At 36.1% G+C, this 18,688-nt stretch carries 20 protein-coding genes, 1 tRNA gene and 3 pseudogenes; 3 read left to right on the top strand and 21 right to left on the bottom strand.

All coding sequences use genetic code 11. From position 1 onward, the window contains the following. Positions 1-17: 17 nt before the first annotated feature. The 12 genes from M44_RS30030 to M44_RS14930 all read right to left on the bottom strand — a co-directional run bounded on the left by M44_RS30030 (position 18) and on the right by M44_RS14930 (position 6,270). Positions 18-212, bottom strand: coding sequence for a DNA methyltransferase (locus M44_RS30030; protein ID WP_420167119.1), 195 nt, complete (start codon positions 210-212; stop codon positions 18-20). 16 nt (positions 213-228) lie between these two features. Continuing rightward, positions 229-684: a DNA methyltransferase gene (locus M44_RS14980; RefSeq protein WP_010174848.1), complete on the bottom strand. Its 456-nt coding sequence runs from the start codon at positions 682-684 to the stop codon at positions 229-231. Between the two features lie 70 nt (positions 685-754). Next, positions 755-1,159, bottom strand: a complete 405-nt coding sequence (locus M44_RS14975) for a hypothetical protein (RefSeq protein WP_010174847.1) — start codon at positions 1,157-1,159, stop codon at positions 755-757. Continuing rightward, entirely contained in the window at positions 1,159-1,386 is a 228-nt protein-coding gene (locus M44_RS14970; RefSeq protein ID WP_010174844.1) for a hypothetical protein, read from the bottom strand. Before M44_RS14970 ends, M44_RS14975 begins: the two co-directional genes overlap by 1 nt. A 218-nt stretch (positions 1,387-1,604) precedes the next feature. After that, positions 1,605-1,892 carry a hypothetical protein gene (locus M44_RS14965; protein WP_010174841.1) on the bottom strand — a complete coding sequence of 96 codons (288 nt, stop codon included), beginning with the start codon at positions 1,890-1,892 and terminating at the stop codon, positions 1,605-1,607. Between the two features lie 131 nt (positions 1,893-2,023). Further along, a complete protein-coding gene (locus tag M44_RS14960) occupies positions 2,024-2,395 on the bottom strand; it encodes a hypothetical protein (RefSeq protein ID WP_010174839.1) in 372 nt (123 codons plus the stop codon). Positions 2,396-2,831: 436 nt separating this feature from the next. Beyond that, positions 2,832-4,448 (bottom strand): DNA primase family protein, encoded by a 1,617-nt coding sequence (locus M44_RS23605; RefSeq protein ID WP_010174837.1) that lies wholly within the window; start codon positions 4,446-4,448, stop codon positions 2,832-2,834. Between the two features lie 107 nt (positions 4,449-4,555). Next, positions 4,556-4,987, bottom strand: a complete 432-nt coding sequence (locus M44_RS14950; protein WP_010174835.1) for a hypothetical protein — start codon at positions 4,985-4,987, stop codon at positions 4,556-4,558. A gap of 76 nt (positions 4,988-5,063) precedes the next feature. Then, positions 5,064-5,288: a hypothetical protein gene (locus M44_RS14945; protein ID WP_010174833.1), complete on the bottom strand. Its 225-nt coding sequence runs from the start codon at positions 5,286-5,288 to the stop codon at positions 5,064-5,066. Between the two features lie 77 nt (positions 5,289-5,365). Further along, positions 5,366-5,521 (bottom strand): hypothetical protein, encoded by a 156-nt coding sequence (locus M44_RS27100; protein ID WP_010174831.1) that lies wholly within the window; start codon positions 5,519-5,521, stop codon positions 5,366-5,368. 54 nt (positions 5,522-5,575) lie between these two features. Further along, entirely contained in the window at positions 5,576-5,869 is a 294-nt protein-coding gene (locus M44_RS14935; RefSeq protein ID WP_010174829.1) for a hypothetical protein, read from the bottom strand. 116 nt (positions 5,870-5,985) lie between these two features. Then, positions 5,986-6,270, bottom strand: a complete 285-nt coding sequence (locus M44_RS14930) for a hypothetical protein (RefSeq protein ID WP_010174827.1) — start codon at positions 6,268-6,270, stop codon at positions 5,986-5,988. Between the two features lie 292 nt (positions 6,271-6,562). Between M44_RS14930 and M44_RS14925 the strand changes: the two genes are divergently transcribed. Next, positions 6,563-8,191, top strand: coding sequence for a recombinase family protein (locus M44_RS14925; protein ID WP_010174825.1), 1,629 nt, complete (start codon positions 6,563-6,565; stop codon positions 8,189-8,191). A 73-nt stretch (positions 8,192-8,264) separates the two neighbouring features. Here the strand turns inward: M44_RS14925 and M44_RS23600 are convergent. The 3 genes and pseudogenes from M44_RS23600 to M44_RS28410 form a co-directional block, all read right to left on the bottom strand. Beyond that, positions 8,265-9,137: pseudogene (locus tag M44_RS23600) on the bottom strand (protein prkA); the annotation flags it as partial. 326 nt (positions 9,138-9,463) lie between these two features. Beyond that, on the bottom strand, positions 9,464-10,054 hold the full coding sequence (locus M44_RS28415; protein WP_237705307.1) for an MFS transporter: 591 nt from the start codon (positions 10,052-10,054) through the stop codon (positions 9,464-9,466). 154 nt (positions 10,055-10,208) lie between these two features. Further along, on the bottom strand, positions 10,209-10,709 hold the full coding sequence (locus M44_RS28410; protein ID WP_237705306.1) for an MFS transporter: 501 nt from the start codon (positions 10,707-10,709) through the stop codon (positions 10,209-10,211). Between the two features lie 107 nt (positions 10,710-10,816). Between M44_RS28410 and M44_RS14905 the strand changes: the two genes are divergently transcribed. Beyond that, positions 10,817-12,544: an SgrR family transcriptional regulator gene (locus tag M44_RS14905; RefSeq protein ID WP_272941200.1), complete on the top strand. Its 1,728-nt coding sequence runs from the start codon at positions 10,817-10,819 to the stop codon at positions 12,542-12,544. A gap of 35 nt (positions 12,545-12,579) precedes the next feature. Here M44_RS14905 and nfsA read toward each other — a convergent pair. The 4 genes and pseudogenes from nfsA to queG form a co-directional block, all read right to left on the bottom strand. Then, positions 12,580-13,319, bottom strand: a pseudogene (gene nfsA / locus M44_RS23590) (oxygen-insensitive NADPH nitroreductase). 294 nt (positions 13,320-13,613) lie between these two features. Beyond that, positions 13,614-14,087, bottom strand: a complete 474-nt coding sequence (trmL, locus tag M44_RS14895) for a tRNA (uridine(34)/cytosine(34)/5-carboxymethylaminomethyluridine(34)-2'-O)-methyltransferase TrmL (protein ID WP_029326918.1) — start codon at positions 14,085-14,087, stop codon at positions 13,614-13,616. A 64-nt stretch (positions 14,088-14,151) separates the two neighbouring features. Further along, positions 14,152-15,024 (bottom strand): amidase domain-containing protein, encoded by an 873-nt coding sequence (locus M44_RS14890; RefSeq protein ID WP_010174817.1) that lies wholly within the window; start codon positions 15,022-15,024, stop codon positions 14,152-14,154. An 84-nt stretch (positions 15,025-15,108) separates the two neighbouring features. Beyond that, complete coding sequence (queG, locus tag M44_RS14885) at positions 15,109-16,236, bottom strand: tRNA epoxyqueuosine(34) reductase QueG (protein ID WP_010174815.1); 1,128 nt, start codon at positions 16,234-16,236, stop codon at positions 15,109-15,111. A gap of 116 nt (positions 16,237-16,352) precedes the next feature. Here queG and M44_RS14880 point away from each other — a divergent pair, with 116 nt between their 5' ends. Next, entirely contained in the window at positions 16,353-17,021 is a 669-nt protein-coding gene (locus M44_RS14880; RefSeq protein ID WP_010174813.1) for a B3/B4 domain-containing protein, read from the top strand. Positions 17,022-17,132: 111 nt separating this feature from the next. Here M44_RS14880 and M44_RS23585 read toward each other — a convergent pair. Beyond that, positions 17,133-18,354, bottom strand: a pseudogene (locus tag M44_RS23585) (ISL3 family transposase). Between the two features lie 197 nt (positions 18,355-18,551). Further along, a tRNA-Gly gene (locus M44_RS14870) sits at positions 18,552-18,625 on the bottom strand. Positions 18,626-18,688: the final 63 nt, after the last annotated feature.

The following is an 18,688-nucleotide window of genomic DNA, read 5'->3' as shown; positions in this document are numbered from 1 at the left end:
CTTCAGTAAAAGTAAATCTAACTTAATCGTTCGTTTATCAAGTCTATGTATTTCTGTTCTTTTTCAATTAACAAATACTTTCTATTCAGGTTTAAAGCGGCTCTTCCAACTGTTCCACTACCTGCGAAACAATCTAGAACAATATCGTTTTCCTTAGAACTAATCTCAATTAAATGTTCAATGAGAGCAATTGGCTTTTGTGTGGGGTGTATAAGTTTGTCTTTTTTGTTAGTTTGATTGAGGTTTTGTGAATTGTAATATAGAGGAGTGTTTTCCTTTTGAAAGTTTTGGATTACCTTTCTTAACTACGAATATTGGATCATAGTCATAACTGAAATCCCCGTTACCCCCTAATGTTAGATTTTTATAGTGCCAAAATATTACTCTGTCTGGATTAAATATTTCATAACCCATTCTCATATACTTTTGAGACCAGAAGATATAGATAAATGAATCTTCTTTAGCCTTGTTGTACAACTTTTCAAACCATTCAGTAGTGAATTGTTGCAGGTCTTCGAGCATATCCCACTCGAAATAATCGTCAATCTCATAATTACCTTTTTTTACTACTTTTCCATTTGTTAATACTCCATACGGTGGATCTACAATAATTAAATCAGCAATATTATTATCAATATCTTTTAATACTTGTAGGCAATCCCCCTTTAATAATAATCCTTCCATTTATATCAGCCCCTTTTCTGTGCCATAGCACGGGCTGTCTTTAGTAATAAAATCTCTGTAATAAAGTTAATTAATCGATAATTGAATTTAGTATATAATCTCGTTCTTCTTTATTTACTATGATAGTTCGTGGTTCTTCGTCCTTTGGAATAAACACGAATTGGTACTTATCTTCATTCAGTTTCTTTAATGAAAAGTCATTAAATTTATAACAGACTTCTAGTAATTCACCAATATAGAAATCACTTTTCATTTTCACCCATTGGTCCACTGTTAATAGATAATGTGTTTTAATACCTCTAATCAAATTAGAACTCTTATAAACATTCCTACTAATCACAATACCAATAATCTTTTTATTATCGCTATCGTATATATGTCTTTCTAAATCAACAAAATTATTGTTATAATCTTCACTAATTCCAATCAATTCACAAACATCCAATTCAGTGTTAATAACAAATTCATTACTCATTAGCATTGACCTCCTTCCAGAATAGAAAGTAAGTCTTGCTTTAGAGTGTCCTCAAGGCTACTGTATCTAAAGTAACTACTACCAAATGCATCCTTATTTACAGTGTATGTAGCATAAGCAAAGTGAACCTGCTCCTCACTGTATCCTTCTTTAATTAAATCCTCAATCACTACTTGTACAACAAACGGATTAAAAGTGAATCCTAATTCTTTTTTAAAATATCCCATATGTATCACCTCCCTTTCTTTAAACTCATATGGGTAGGTATTAGTAAATACCTGCTCTGTCTTTAGTGAGTGAAACTCTTGCTATCAGTGGATTTGGAGTATTAATTATGACTATATATCTACAGTTAAACATTCATTTAAAGATCCCCCCTAAAATCTGCATAAAAAAATGAAGAAAAATAAAAATATTTTTCGACAAAAAAAAGAGTAGAGAATCACTACTCTACTCGGTTAAAACGACCAACTGATTGGATATATTCTGTTATTTGATTATCTGCTGAATATGACTTTGCTTCATAATGCACACCGTTTTTATTCATGTATTTTTCTAGTTGCTGCAATCTCTTCCACATAAGATCGTTCTCTTCAATTGGCTCATAAAGTTCATCGTTATTGTAGATTGCGAGAATCAAGTTCTCAACCTTTTCTAAGTCAGCAGTACCTTTCTTTACTTCGTTGTATATATTGATAAATGTATTAACAAATCCTTCGTTAAAATGAATCATATTAATCTCCTCCTTTTAAGTTATGTGTGTTGCTTATGTAATAACTTTAACGCACCATCTAGAACCGTACTATTCTATAAAGCAAGTAAATAATGGCAATAAAAAAAGAACAGAGAATGTTGCTCTCTGTCCTACTCTGCTTTCGCATAATATTTTGGATTTAATTTTGTAACTAAATTAAGTAATTTATTTCTTCTTCCCATATCAAGGATGTATTCCTCTAGGATTGGTTGAATACTAAGAACCATTTCATAGAAGGACTCGTATGACTGGTTATAAACCATAACATTAAATCTTTGAATTTTAGTCTTACCTTTTTCCTTTCCAGTTACCTTATATTCATCCTTGAGAATGTACAAGAAATATAAGTAATCGTTTTTGGGATTATCAGTAGGCAAAGTAAAAGCCTTTTTAAAACGTGCGATCATAAAACGATGTTCATAATCTCTAAACCAAATGTCTTGATAATCAATCTTCCCTTTGTTCACTTGATTTTCTTTCATAAAGCGGCTCCTCCCGTTTCTTGAGTATATTTGTTGTATCTGTTGTTAACTTCCACGCACATATGTTCGTTCCTTGTTTTCTTCTTTTTCTTTTTTGAAACGAAAAGAACATGGGGGATGAACCAACATGAACCGAGTTACGAACCAACTATGAACCGAGTTTGAACCAGTTCGAGCCTACAGCCCCAACACATGAGCCGAGTGAACCAGTTTTTTAGCGTTCGAAAAACACATATACATACACAGACCCTTAGTAAGGAATCTCTTATATATAAAGACAAATAATTTTACAATAGGAAAAAGTCGGTTCAGTCGGCTCATCCCTTGCGACTGTAGGGGAAAGTCGGTTCAAAAGTCGGTTCATCTTGGTTCAAAAGTTGGTTCATCTTGGTTCATAGCATAAAAAAGAGACGGTAATAATACCGTCCCTGATTAATCAACCAATCTCGTCAAACTCTAAAGGTCTAATACCTTTCCAAGATTTAGTTCTTCTACTATTATTCATTTGGCTTTGTTGAATTTGTTCTCCATACAATGCAGTAAGGTTTTTATTGAACTTGATTTGACTACCAGCAACATGGCCGTTCTGTTCACAGAAATTCTGCCAAGCAGTCCAAAGGCTTACTCTTGGTGTTTCATTTTCAGAACTTAATTCACAATACTCTTCAACGAATACCATTACAGGATTAGAGTTCTTCTTGTACTCTGCTTTTAACTCATTGCTCTTCTGGTTTTCAGAGAATTTAAAGCCGTTACTGATTAATCTCTGCAATCCTTGTAAAGCCCAATATGCTATGTAGTCAATTTCTTTTTCTAACTTCTGCTCTAAGTAAGGATCTTTCTTAGTAATCTTCTGATTGAAAGGAATAAGAGTTAGACGGTTATAGAAAGCGTCTGTTGAATCCTTACTGAAGTTAGAAGGAAGATCGTTGGCACTATAAACAAATTTCGCTTTATTTTTAAACTGGAAAGGTGCTTGTCTAATACGTCTAGCAGTAATCCAGTCCTTACCTGTCGCTGCTTTTAAGTATCCTATATCTTTAAGCGGCTTGTCTGGTAAATCAGCAAAGATATTGACTATCTTCCCGAATAATTCTGCTTGATTATATTCGTTTCCATCAAGGTCCTGAAGTGCCACGTGGCTTTTAGCATTATCACCAACTAAAGCCTCTAGTGTTGCATTTAAGAAAGTAGATTTACCACTATCACCTTGACCAGTTAGAATGAAAATCATTTGCTTACTTGTAACAAAAGGAGTTAAGCAGTAACCAACCATTTCTTGTAGTAATACTTGCACCTGCTTGTCAGGAACACTACTATCAAGGAATTTATGAAACTCTTTTCCTTTTGCTTCAGGATTATAATTAGCCTGAATTTGGATAGTACTTAAATGCTCTGGATTATGTCCTTTAATGAACTTCCAGTTTTCATTATCACTAATATCTAGTAATCCATTTTTTAGGTTAATCATGTTATTATTACTGTTAATCTCTTGTGGATGTTTGTTAATTCTATAATCAATCTTCCATTGACTAGCAACATCAGATACAGTGTTCATGTTTGAAAATTGAGGAGTGAGAAGGGCTTTAATAATTCCCTTTTCTTCATTCTCAAGAATTGGTCTATAAACTCCGTTGTCATATATATACATAAGGCCACCAGAATAGATAGCATTTATATTCTCAATAAGGTATTCAGCCAAGAAACCCTTACTTATCCACTCTCTTTCATTGCCCTTGTTATCAACAGTGCATTGTAAAAATGGAGGAATGAACTTTACTTTTTCATTTCCGTCAAATGCAACAGTATGATTAATTGGACCAATAAACTCATTGCCTTTTTCGTCTTTAAGTACAGTTTCCCATACTTTCATTTTCTTCTTATCTTTTTCTGACACTTTAATTAAATGTTTTGTTTCAAACTCTTCAACCTTCTTATTTTGCTCCTCAATCTCCTCTGGAGTGAAACCTCTTACCTCTTCTTCATTTTTCTTTCCGTCAATCTCGTCAAAATTTGGTTCAATAATATTTTTTTCTTTTAAATCTTTAGCCATATTTATCACTCTCCTTCCCGTTTAGAACAAGGGTTTTAGGAGTGTGAGTAGTGTTATGAATAATTGTTGTGAATGATTTTATAATATCCTTGTTGATGGCTTTTAAATTAATCTAAGTATTCCATAAGTAGTTTAAATGCTCTAGGATACTTTCTTTGAATTTCCAAGTCAGTGTATCCTTTACTAACCATTAGTTCATATACATTAGCAAAGCAATGAATGTAATGCTGAACCATATGGTTTTTAAAACTCTCATACTGAAGGTATTTTTCGTGAGATGGGTTGATTCGAGTTTCGTTAGCCCATACCTTCTTCAAAATATCAAAAGTAAAAATAGAATAGAAATCGTCCAGACAGTGAAAAGTGAATTCCTTCTTAGAATCTCTTAGTATGACCGTTTGAACACCAAAGTCTTTAGTGTTAATAAGTGACCAAACTTCATATCTAGATCCTAAAAATAATATCCCGTTATATTCCTTTTTCACTTCGTCAAAATCGCCTTGTTCAATGACTGCGATATTGCCTTTATAATTTATCATTTTAGAACACCTCCTTCGTGCTATTGCACGTGCTGTCTTTAGGAGTAAATCATCTATCAAAAGGTGTGAATCTTATCTAGTTAAGTAACCCTAAAAAATTAGCAGGTTCTTCTTCGTACAACTTGTATCCCTTTACTACTTCAAGAACCTCTTCTTTTGTGTCGCAATAGAACACTTCATTTTCTAATTCAACCTCATAAGAACTATTTGTTTTAATCACTATTACATCTTTTCCAAGTGCATACATATCCTCGAAATTAGGTAATAATGCTAACTTCTTTTTCTTATTTTTAATAATCATAATTATCACTCTCCTTTTCTGTGCCGTAGCACGCTCTGTCTTTAGGAAATGTTTCGTCTGTCTTATGTAAGTATGTGTTAATCATTTGGGAACTGTTCGCTATGGTATAGGATAGTCATTTTATATTGAAATTCTAAATCCCTTGCCTTTATAAAAGTATCTTCACATTTTTCATCTTCTGCCTTTTTGTAGAGAGCAGCAACTCTTTCTTTTAATTCTTGTAATATTTCCATATTTATCACCTCCGTACTATCTGTGGTGATGAAATCTCTGTCCTAAAGTGTTTGTTACTCTTCTTCTGTTTCTTTATCAGGAACACCAGCAGGTGCTTTAACAATCTCCCACCCTTGAAGAAGTAACAATGGAAGTCTGTTCTTCGTTCCATATCTACTTACCTTTTCAAATTTGTAGAAGTCTCCTACTTTCTTTCTAAGTACATAATATTCATTACCGTTGTATTGATTAGGTTTGAAGAAATTTACCAAGAAACCTAGTTCAAACAACTCTCTTCTTTTCTTCGTAGGTAACTCACTTGTAGTAAGTACCTCACCACTGAACACATTTGGAAATAATTTTGCCATATGTATCAACTCCTTTCTTCTATATTTCTACAGTTAAACAGTGAGCAACTAATCCCTGCATTAAATATGTAGAAAATATAAAAATATTTTAGAGGAGAATGAACCCCTCTAAGTAGTTAAATCCAACCTTTAATCTTTGCTTCAGAAATAGCATTCATAAACTCATTAGCATGGTCTAGATAGAACTCTGCTTGTTTTCTATCCTTACTCATATAAATAGCAGCAATTGAACCATTTAATTTTTCTAGTTGATTTTCATCTAAATCATTTCTTTTAATGAAACCGTCAATTGTTAATACTGCTGCTTGCTTAAATGTTGCTAAATCCTTTTCTTCTTGTAATGCTTTAAGATACTCATTAACCATTTCTTCTTGCTTATTTACTTCTTTAACTTGTGTCATAATTATCACTCTCCTTTTCCGTTTGTTAGACACTATGCTGACTTGAGTATGTTGATTTATCAGCCTTATACCCTATAGTTACACGTTGATTTATAGATCCCCCCTATTTCTACATAAAAAATTTTATATTTTTTAACTTATTTTTCTTTATACCATATATCTAAAAATACGTGGTCAGTAGGTTAAAACATAAGTATTTAAAATAAAGAAAAAGTTTTTTTGGTATGTGCAACATCTGTAAAAACATCTGTTGTATAATATAGGTACATACCAAAATATTGGAGGTATCTATATGGACGATAAAGCACTCCAACAGACTGTCACCTACATTTATGGATATATAAGAAGATCTAGACAGGATATCGAACGTGAAAGAAAAGTTGACCAAGATACTTTAACAGAGCAAAGAACTTTGATTGAAGGAATATTAGAAGATAGATTTCGTCATGTTGATTGGGATGTATTTGAAGAATATGGTTCTGGTGCTGACGCATTAGAGGCTAGACCAGTCTTTTTAAATATAATAGAAGAAATAAAATCTAAAGCAAGAGGGACAGTTGCATTTGCAGTTAAAGAAATCTCCCGATTAGGTCGTGGAAGTATGACTGAAATGGGTTTCCTATTAGATTTACTTCAGAGTAAGTCTATCTATATAATTACTCCCTTCAAAATATATGATCCTAATGAAAGTAATGATATCCGTTATTTGAAATTTCATATGTTTATGGCTAATCAGGAGTATGACATTATTAAGGAACGTATGGTCAACGCGAGATTGAGTTATTCAAAAATGGGACGTTGGATGACAGGTGGTGGCGGAATTCCAGATGGGTACAAGTTTAATTCCTATACTCAAAAACTAGAACCAAACGAGGAAAGGGATTGGGTTATTCAAAAGATATTTGATTATTATGTTCATCAGGGAATCGGATATAATGCAATCTCAACTATGTTGCGAAGAGAAGGAATCCTCACCGCAACTGGAAAAGAATATTGGAAACCAATGGTCATTCGTAGGTTATTGTTAAATCCTGTTTATATAGGAACTGTTGAATTTAATAAAACAATGACTGTTATAGAGAATGGAAAGAAAAAGAAAGAAAAGAGACCCGAAAAAGATTGGATTATTGTTCCAAATGCACATCCTCCTCTAATAGATGAAGAAACATTTTATAAAGCAGCCGAAATAATGCAAGAGAATAGAAGTAGCCCAAAGGTAAGACTAGAGTTTGAACCTACTCCTCTTGCTGGTTTAATTGTTTGTGGTAGTTGTAACAATAAGATGCAAAGGCAAAGTAGCACTCAACATTATAAAAGAAAAGATGGAAATGTAAGTATCTATAATAAGGAGTTTATGCAATGTTTAGAGTGTAAAGTGTATATGAAATATAATGCTATTGAAGAAGAACTTATTAGAGTTCTTGAGGAAGACTTCCTAAATGTTGATAGTGAAATCCTAAGAGGTAAATTAGAGGAATTAATAGATTTAGAGAATATGCAAGACAAGAAAAGAATTGACCCAACTGATCGTATGGCAATGTTGCAAAAGCAACTGAATGATTTGGAGGGTGAAAAAGTAAATTTAAGGAGAATCTTAAGAAAAGGTTTAATTGAAGATGATGATTACTTGAATGATTATGCTGAAGTTGAGAAGAAGGCACAAGAAATACATAAACAGATTAACTTATTCACATTGCAAACTCAAAAAGAACAACTGGACGAATTAAATGTGGTAAAGATACAAGAAGGCTTTAATGGAGTATTGACACTTTACAGAAGCGGAGAATTATCTAAAGGTGAAAAGAACGAATTACTAAGAGGAATTTTTGATTACGTTGTTTTAGAAAAGACTGGTAAAGGAAAATTCAATCTCCATGCTTACCTTAATCCTAATATGTTACTTAGTACGGCTTCCCAATAATTTTTGGGTAGGTTTTTTCTTTGGTTAGGAATAACCTTGAAGTTATCCACATATCTTTTAGTATATATCACTTAACAATCAATTCATCAGCAGAAATTAAGGCAAAGCGACCTGCTTTGAAATTCCCTTCCTGCGTAAGAGAAAGTAAATGCCACAGAAACTTTTCATCACATTTTAACATCTCTTGGAATTCCATTAGACCGCGATTTGCTTTATTTAGCTCACCATCAAAGCGGTACGCTCGCGGATCAGATTCTGAACCAAATTCAGCAATAGTAGAGAAGTCAATGCTTCCAGTCAAGTCAGCAATATCCTGAGACTTTGGATCAGATGGACTAAAGGTACCCACTCCTACACGCTTATCCTCTGAGAAGAAAATGCGTTCTACTATTACGTCTTCAATTCGCCCATTATATTCATCTTCAAGTCTCATCAAGTTAAGAGGAGACAGATTCCCTTCAATCCTCACCCCATACTCTTGCTGAAATTCCTCTCGTAAATGATGAGGAATTAAGTGAAGAGGATCCTCGTGCATTGGGCAGCCCTTAATGGCAAACACGGCTCCCCTATCTGTTCTTGAATACTGTTCTAACCCTCTTTTTAGCATCGCTACTAGAGTCGATTTTCCACCTGAAACAGGTCCCATTAGTAACAAAATACGCTTCCTTACATCTAAACGCTTTGCTGCAGGATGGAAATACTCCTCTACAAGCTTTTCTAACGAGTCTTCAAGACCAAATAGCTGTTGATCGAAAAATTTATAATGACGCTTACCGTTAACCTCTTCTACGCCAGCATCTTTAATCATTTGATACAATCTTGAGTGAGCAGACTGGGCTACCCACGGCTTTTCTTTTACAATGTCTAAATATTCACGAAAGGTTCCTTCCCACTTTAACGATAGCTCTTCAGATCTAAATTCTTCAATTCTTCTTAATATATCCATGTGAACCTCCTTAAGGGCGACGATTAATACAATCTATGCACTTCGTCCACACATCATGATTAACTTGGTTACTTTTATTTTGAATTCATGGATTGTACACAATTTTCCAAGTGAGCATGTTCTATCCAAGATTCACATGCTCCGTATTTTCCTGTATAATGATAATTACATTCGGTTAAGAGGGGGTACATACATGAAACTTTTACTAATTTTAGGTGTATGTGTTACATTCCTTGCGGCGATTTTCACTGCAGGATATGACGACAAGCCAGGCGTTCATAAATAAGAAGAAAAGAGACAGCTATCGTTGCTGTCTCTTTTTCGCTTTATATGTTTACAGCCTTTATGTTCACTACCCGCTTTCTTTTACGCAATGATAGGGAGGAACTAGCGATCCCGATTAATACCAAGCCTATTGTAAATACCGCCATTCCCATCCCGCCAATACTTTCACCTAAAATGATTCCATACGCTCCAATTAATTTACCGATCTGAAAAACAAATCCATTGAACGCCATATACGCTCCACGCTTAGAATCATCTACAATATCCGCTAGAAGGGATTGTCTAGTGGGAACATATAGTAATTCCCCGATACTTAAAATAAATATCGCGACGATAAGACCCATTACATTATTTGAAAAGGCCATATACGCATAGCCTAATCCAAACAAAATAAATCCTGCATACATAATGGGTTCTTCACGCTTCCCCTTTATCCATTTCGAAGCAACTGCCGTTAAGAGAACAATAAGCAACGTATTTTCAACAGTTAATAAGCTTATTAGGCGAACTCCATCAATGGTGCCTAACAAAGGAAATGAAATAGCTGTGAACTCCTCACTTAATCTAACGGAAATATAGTTATTTCGCTGAAATTCGATGGCTAATATAGAAATGCCACCAAGAGTAAACAATAGAAATGGAAAATCGTTAATGACAGTTTGATAGCTTTTTAAAATCGGTTTTATCCCATAGGATGTTGATTCTTTAGATACATCTGGCGTGTAAGTCTCTAGAATAAATCTCTGTGTAATCCATAGGGTTAAAAACTCATTATAACGAGAACTATCAATAATTCAAAGAAATTCGTAGTAAAAACCATCCTCCAATAATTAACCCAAACATCATAGAAAAGTTGACTGCCCAATAATTGATAGAGTACATAAAGGCTCTCGTCTCTTTTGTACTAACATCAATTAACATCGCCTCTGATGCTGGCATAATGAGTCCCACTGCAACACTGATGATTGTCAGCATGATAAACGTAATCCACGGTGATTCATACCAAGGGGAGTTGCTCAATAGAACACCTACAAATGCGAAAGATTTCAGTACCTCACCTAGGACCACCATTTTCTTTCGACCCACAATATCAGCCAAGTATCCACCGTACAAACTTGCAATAAACTGAACCAAGATCGTGACCATTATCATTATACCTGCTGCTGTCGCATGAATTCTCTCTGTGAAATAAATGGCCATGAAAGGAAAGATCATGGACCCTACTACTCTACTTAAAAAACTGGTATAAATCCGAATACGAATGTTGGGGTGTAATTCCTTAAACACATAAACGCCTCCTTTGCCCCTTTATTTTGCCCTATTCAAAGGGGACAAAAAAGGTTATAATCCATATTAAAATGTCCCCTTTTAGAAAGAAGTGGTAAAATAGATGGATTTTTCCTTATTTTGAATTACGTGCTCATTATTATGCTACTGAGCAAAATCTAACCATTCACTGCCGGTTAGCAGATCTTGAATCGATTTGGTTCTGTACAGCCAAAAACTGTAAACGGAAATTACGAAAATATGAATCAGAAGGCTTATTACGCTACACACCCGGTCGAGGAAGAGGCAACTCTTCTACGTTAACGTTTTCTCTTCCATTTAAACAAGAAGTAGAAGAAATGGTGACAAGTCTTGTAGCAGCCGACCGTCTAGACGATCTTCTTACCTTTTTGCAGCTACCCATTCCAAAGCAATGGATCACTGGGCTCACCACGGAGCTTAATCAACTATTTGGATTTCAAGGACCACATGCTCAAAAAGATATTTTACGAACCATCATCGCTCGCAAACTAACAACATTAGACCCAATATTCTCATCCATTACATTTGAAAGTTTTCTTATTGGCCAGCTTGGTGACCCTCTGGTTACGTATAACAAGGAAATGGATAAAATTGAACCACGTATTGCCCACCACTGGAAAAGCAATGATTCTCATACATTGTGGACGTTTTATATACGAAAAGGGATTCAATTTCATGACCATAGCACTCTGACAACACAGGACATTGAATATACCTTTAATCGATTTAAAGCAGTGGACAACGCCTATTCCTGGGTAGTAGAGCACATTGATAGAATGAACCTTTTATCGGATTACACGATTGAATTCTATTTAAAAGAACAGAATCCCTTGTTCTTGAGATTTATTAGTATTGCGAACTTCTCCATTCTGCCTCACCATATTTCCTTTGATGAAAAGGAATGGGTTGGATCAGGAGCGTTCCGATTAAAAGAAAATTCAAATCAAAAAATCGTTTTATCCGCTTTTGATTCATATTTTTTAGAGCGTCCAATTTTAGATGAAGTCCAATTTGTACGAGTTGATCACAGTGCCCTTCACAATGTGACCTTTCACTTAGAAAATGAAGAAGAGCAAATTCAACTACAAAAGACGAAAGAAATTGAGGTTGGCTATCGTTTCCTAGTCTTTAACTTTCATCGATCCGCTATTGTAAACGATGCAAAATTTAGAGAAGCGATTTACCACCTACTAGATATGAAGAGAATGTGGAGGGATTTAGATCGAGATCATCTTGTAGAAGCATCAGGGAACTTTTATTGGAATTCAGAGGAGAGGGATCGCTCATTTGAAAAGGTACGTGAGCTTATCGAAGAATCGTCTTATGAAGGAGAGACACTAAGAGTCTACCAATTGAACAAAGAGCATGCGATAGAAGAAGCCAATTGGTTTATGGAAGCAGGAAAGAAAGTAGGAATTCAACTAGAACTACACTTATTTCAGCTTGATTCCTTTTACACAGAGGATTTTGAACAGTATGCCGACTTCATCTTTATGGGAGAAGTAAGTTCCAGTGACCACCATGTTTCATTCTACGGGTCCTTTAAAAATAAAGCGCTACTGTTTCGCCGTATGCTTCTTCCTTCCCATCTTGGTAAAATTGACTCCTATTTAAATCAATTTAAAATGGAGAGCAGTACGGCCAAACGAGAGGAAATTATTAATGAGATAGAGTCCTATATTAAAAGAGAAAACCTAATCCTTTACATGCATCACCCTATTAAACAACAAACCTTCCATCCTATGATTCAAGACATTCAATTTGATTCTTTTGGATATGTTGATTTAAGACGGCTTTGGGTAGGAAAGGTTTAAGACAAAACCCCCAGTGCGGCACCTGGGGGTTTTGACTATCGCTTATTATATCCTTTACTTTCTACAAACTGCTTCATGTACATACGTTTCGGCATGGAAAGCATCCCTGCAATTTGCTCCGTCCAGCGATCCTGCCTTTTCCCACCCGTCCGTTCATGATAGTAGGATGAAATGAGTTCATCGTATTCTTCTAAGTGTGTTGAATGGTCAAGATGATAGCCATTTTCATGGTAAATATGCTGAAGTGGTAAGCGTGGCTTCTGATCGGTTTCTTTGGCCGGGTGCCCTACTACTAAACCAAATAAAGGAAGTACTCGGTGAGGCAATTGTAAAAGCTCACTTACCCCTTGAAGATCATTCCGAATTCCACCAATATAACAAATACCAAGACCCATTGATTCTGCTGCTACACTCATATTCTGAGCAGCTAAAGCTGCATCAATAACACCTACCATAAATTTCTCCGTACTCTCAACGGACTCTGATACGTCTAGATTATACGCCTTCGCCATTTCTTCATGTCGATAAAAGTCTGCACAAAACACAAACAAATGTCCATTATCCGCCACATACTGTTGTCCACCAGCAAGCTCCGCTAATTTTCCTTCTTCTGTCGATCTGTCACGCCAATAATACTATAAGCTTGAATGTAACTAGACGTTGAAGCAGCCTGAGCCGACTGAACGAGTAATTTTACATCTTCCTTCGTCAGCTTATCCTCTGAAAAATGACGAATTGACCTATGTTCAAGAATCGTTCGGATTGTTTCATTCATTGTATGTAGATACCTCCCTTATTTCTTAAGTATAATCATATCTATTTGGAGAAGATGGGTAAAATGATTGGTGTTGGAGATGAGGAAAAATTGACTTTTCTCGTGCGGCTGCGGATTTCCTGGGCGGATGACACCTTATGTCGTGCGGTAACCCTTCATCTGGTGCGGCTTACCTCTTACTTCGTGCGGCTACACTCTATTCTCGTGCGGACCCCCGTCAGCTCATGCGCGTCCATCCCATTCTCGTGCGGCTGTCACTCCAATATAAACAGAAAAAGCCTCCACCCAGGAGACTTATCGTAAGTGTAAGAAGTTTTGTTGACGCAAAGCTTCATATACAAGAATAGCAGCAGTATTGGATAAATTTAATGACCGTACATTCTCATTCATTGGAATACGTAGAGCGCGATCTTTATTATTTTCAATCACATCTTTTGGTAACCCCGTTGTTTCACGTCCAAAAATAAAGAAATAATCTTTATCTACCGAACTATAATCAAAATCAGAGTGAGGAATTTCTCCATATTTAGTTAAATAGAAGAATTCACCCCCTGCATTTTTCTCAAAGAACTCATCTAATGAATCATAATAAACAATCGTTACGTGTTCCCAGTAGTCAAGACCTGCTCTACGTAACATTTTATCTTCAGTTGAAAATCCTAAAGGACGGATTAAATGTAAAGTGGTATCGGTTGCTGCGCATGTGCGTGCAATGTTACCTGTGTTTGCTGGAATTTCTGGTTGATATAATACGACATGTACTCCCAAATCTTTCACCTCATTAAAACATTCTCCTTAGCATTATACCACTCTTTCACATAGTCTCAACCTTCTAGCGGTCATCTTGAATGGAGAAAAATTTATACTGAATATTAGGAGTATAGGCGGTAGAATCTTCATAGCTCCAATACCTCATGCGACTATTCGTCGTATGAGCATTCACTAGCGGCATACCGACCGCATCAAAGCCCGTTACGATCGTATTATGATTATATCGGCCATCTCCTTCAAAGTCATAGCAAATCACATCTCCATATGTGAGTTGCTCGGCAGAAGATACTGTTTTCGCACGTAGGCCGACAATGGAAGAGCCTAGGTACACTTTTAGCGCATTTGCCACGCTCCAGCTGTAGCTCCAATTATTCCCACTCATCCACCAGCCCTTCCCTCTACTTGGCATTCCTCTCATAGGGGCTCCTCCAGCTCGCAAGCATTGAGATATAAAATTCGTGCAATCCACATCAAAGCTTTTATAAGCTGGATTATAACTATTCCACCATTTCTCTGCATATTGAACAGCCTTTAAACGGTCATACTGATAGGTTATTCGCTCATACCCAACACGTTGTTGTCCAGAATCTTCTTCTTCAATAGTGATGGATGAGTAATGCGGCTTAAGTTCTTCATCCCGCTGTAGCTTTCCCTGATAAAAAGAAGCCACACGCTCTTCTACCTCTTCTTCAATATAATACTGTTCTCCTTGTCTAACTAGATATTCTAGATGAACAACATAATACACGCGAGTTTTATCTTGAAGATACCCTTTAATTTTACCTTTTCCTTTAAGCTTCACAACCTCTGCCTCACGACGATGAAACAGCTCCTTCTTTTGAGCAAATTTTGAACAGGATGGTTGTATCTCACGCTTTCCGTTCACAAATCCTTCAATCCGCTCAGCCAACCGTTCTTGTAGCAATTCTTTCAAAGCCCATCCCTCCCCTCTATAAAATTCTATGAGGGATTGTCTCTTTCTAACACCAAAACAAAAACGCATCCTAAATAGAATGCGTCATCTTTCAGCAAGTTCAGGGTCAAAAAAGCGTAATCCTTTTTCAATTTCCCCCACTACCTCTTGATCCTGCTCTTTTTCCCTGTAAAACTTCAAGGCTTCGTAGGCTTCTTTTCCTCCGATTTTTCCAAGTGCCCAAGCAGCAGTTCCCCTTATAACAGGACGTGGATCTGTTTTTAACAGATGGATCAAAACTTCCACTGCTGCCCTTTCTTTAAAATGTGCAAGTGCCAAAATCGCATTTCGCTGAATAGGTTTTTTCCCTCTCCAGGAGCCAGATACATGGCCATACGTTTCATTAAATTCACGGTTACTCATTGTTAAAAGAGGGAGTAGTAAAGGCTTAGCAATCTCAGGATCTGGCTCCATTTCAATATGATGATGAACGTCTATCCCTTTATTTTTAGGACAAACCGTTTGGCACGTATCGCATCCGTATAAACGATTTCCAATCTTCCCTCGAAACTCATCTGGCAAGAATCCCTTTGTTTGAGTTAGAAAAGCGATGCATCTCTTAGCATCAAGCTGACCACCTTGGATTAACGCTCCTGTAGGACAAACATCCACACACTTGTTACACGTACCACATCCCTCTTGCATAGGTTCATCGGGTGCAAAGGGTAAATTCGTAATCATTTCTCCTAAATACACATACGAGCCGAATTCAGGCGTAATAATGGAACAATTCTTCCCACTCCATCCGACACCTGCACGTTCAGCCACTGCTCTATCCACAAGCTCTCCTGTATCCACCATACTTTTCATTCTAGCGTCTGGGACTCTTGATAATATATATGTCTCAAGCTTCTGCAGCCTATCTCGTAATACAACATGATAATCGGTGCCCCATGAAGCACGACAAAATATTCCTCTTCGCTCTCCCTCTTTACTTCTAGGAGCCTCTTTCATTTTAGAAGGATAAGCAAGCGCAATACTAATGATTGATCGAGGTTGATTAAATAGTAAAGAAGGATTTACTCGCTTCTCAATATCCTTTTCTTCAAAGCCTGATTGATAATCGAGTTCTTCTTGTCGGATTAACAAATTTTTCATTTCAGTAAAAGGATCTGGAGTCGTAAAACCAATTTTATCAATTCCGATTGTTTTACTATACGCTATAATGTCCATTTTAAATTCACTAATAGTTCATACAGCTTCCCTCCTTTCCTTTCTGAGTAAACTAAGTTCAATAATTTTGTATCTCTATGGTAAACTAAACGAAACAATAATGGGAGATGGAATCTTTGGAAATTACATTACATTCATCTGTAACAGACATTCTACCAGATTTTAAACTTGGTATTATAGAGTATAACAACATCACTGTTGGCCCATCGCCATCTATGCTTAGAGGACGTCTCCAGCTCTTCCAAGAGTCCATCTACTTTGACCTAAAAGATCAACAAGTCACTGATCGAAAAGGAATCAATGAATGGAGACAGGTTTTTAAGTCATTTGGCAAGGACCCGAGTAGGTATCGGCCATCGTCTGAAAGTTTATATCGACGTATTCAGAAAGAAAATTACTTATCCAGCATTCACTCTGCAGTGGACCTAAATAACTTCTTTTCCCTTCAATATGAAAGTCCAATAGGGATTTATGATTCAAGTAAACTAAACGGGCCTATTCAAATAACAGTTGGTTCTGATAAAGAAGTCTATACTGCGCTAAACGGGCGAGACATTTCATTAGAAAACTTAATTATAAGTAAGGACAAATCGGGTCCCTTTGGATCACCATACGTAGACTCTAACCGGGCACCAGTAACTGAATCTACAAAAAGTGCCCTTCAGATTATTTATTTACCACCGTCTCTTTTAATAGAAGAGGCAAATAAACTTACAGAATCGCTTAAAAATATGTTCATTCAATTACATGGTGGAAATGGGACTCATTTTATCTTAACTAAATAAACATCCCATAGTATAGGTTCAAAGCAAATGAACTAACTGTACATTCGTTTTGAACCTCTTTTATTTWGGTTCAACGTCAAATGTTGGGGTGAAGTAATTCCTACTTCGCCCTCAACCAATATGAACACCCATTTTTTTATACTTATGTGTCAATAATATTTTAGCTCTAAAACGCTTAAAACTTCTAAATCCAAATGCATTTCTCTTCATTACTTTAGTTAGATTATTAATTCCTTCTAAAAACCCATTAGAAAAGTTATAAACAAAGCTATTCAATATCTCTACCTGCCAATTTTGGAGCGTTTGAATAGCTTTCTTAAACTCTGGTAAATTGGCTTGTTCTACTTTTTGATAGAACTCTTGTAATAACTTGGTGGTTTGAAGAATAGAACCCTGACCGTTTTCTTTTGCCTCATTAAACCACTGGGAAAATGCCTCTTTCAGTTCATAAGCTACTTTTAATCCATTGGATAATCCTAGATATCGGTTTAAGTACCACCGATCTTCTTCTGTTAACTTTTCTGAATTCCAATGGAATACATAGCGCATCTTTTTACACTTTTTCCGATCATAATCATGCCAAGTTGACTGTACTCTTCTTCTAACCCCATCCAATGCAGTAGATATACCGCACAAAATGAAAGCGATCTGCAACGATAATCGGTTTCCCCAGAGCTTGTCGAACAGCTGCTTTAAAAGAGGGGCTCATATCCATTACTACAACTTCTACATTCGTACCATACTTTCGCAAATAATGTGATATGGTCTTTTTATAACGGTTGGGTAGTATATCAATAGGTTCCCTTGTCACTCCATCAGCGATAATAAGTTGGTATTTTCCTTTTTTTGTGTCCCCTTTATACTCGTCTATCGCAATGACTTTTGGTAACGCATTAGGTTCTTCTTGTACCGTGTCTTCAGCCACCTTGTCAAACCTACGTACAATTGTTGAAGCTGACGTACCATAGATCTCAGCTGTTTCTTTAAATGTTTTCCCTTTTATACTTCTAATCGTAATGGCTTGATTGTATTCAGTAGATAACCTTTGATAACGATTAATAAAGGGATTATTCTCAGGAAACCTTTTTCCACAAAGACAAGTATAACGGCGCTTCCTATAAAAAATGAGAGTATTACGCTCAAACATCTTCAAGTGCTTTATTTTTTGAATTCTATAATCATGAACCTTCATGGTGTGTTTACCACAATTTGGACACGTATGCTTGCTTACTGGCATTTCAACGTATAGGCAAAGGGTACCCTCAATTACTTCAGTTTTATTGATTATCACTTCTTCAAATCCAGGTAAAACTATGTTAGAATTCATATGCACGTGTCCCCACTCTCTACTTGTTTCTCGACAATTCAAGTATATAAGAATGGGTGATATCGTGCTTTTTTTATTTCTTCAAATTGTGTGGAAACCCCAACATATATTATAGAACCTTTATTTATCACTGCTTGTTTATATAAAATAAAAAACGCACTATTTCAAGTTATACAAGAAATAATGCGTTATAGATTATGTAATGGAGCGGGTGATGGGAATCGAACCCACGACATCAGCTTGGAAGGCTGAGGTTTTACCATTAAACTACACCCGCATATAAAATTGTCTGGTACCGGTGGCCGGGGTCGAACCGGCACTCCAGAGGAACACGATTTTG

This window comes from Bacillus coahuilensis m4-4 (assembly GCF_000171615.1).
Lineage (GTDB): Bacteria > Bacillota > Bacilli > Bacillales > Bacillaceae_K > Bacillus_T > Bacillus_T coahuilensis.
The sequence above is the reverse complement of the archived record's forward strand: the minus strand, read 5'-3'. Positions and strand labels throughout refer to the sequence as shown.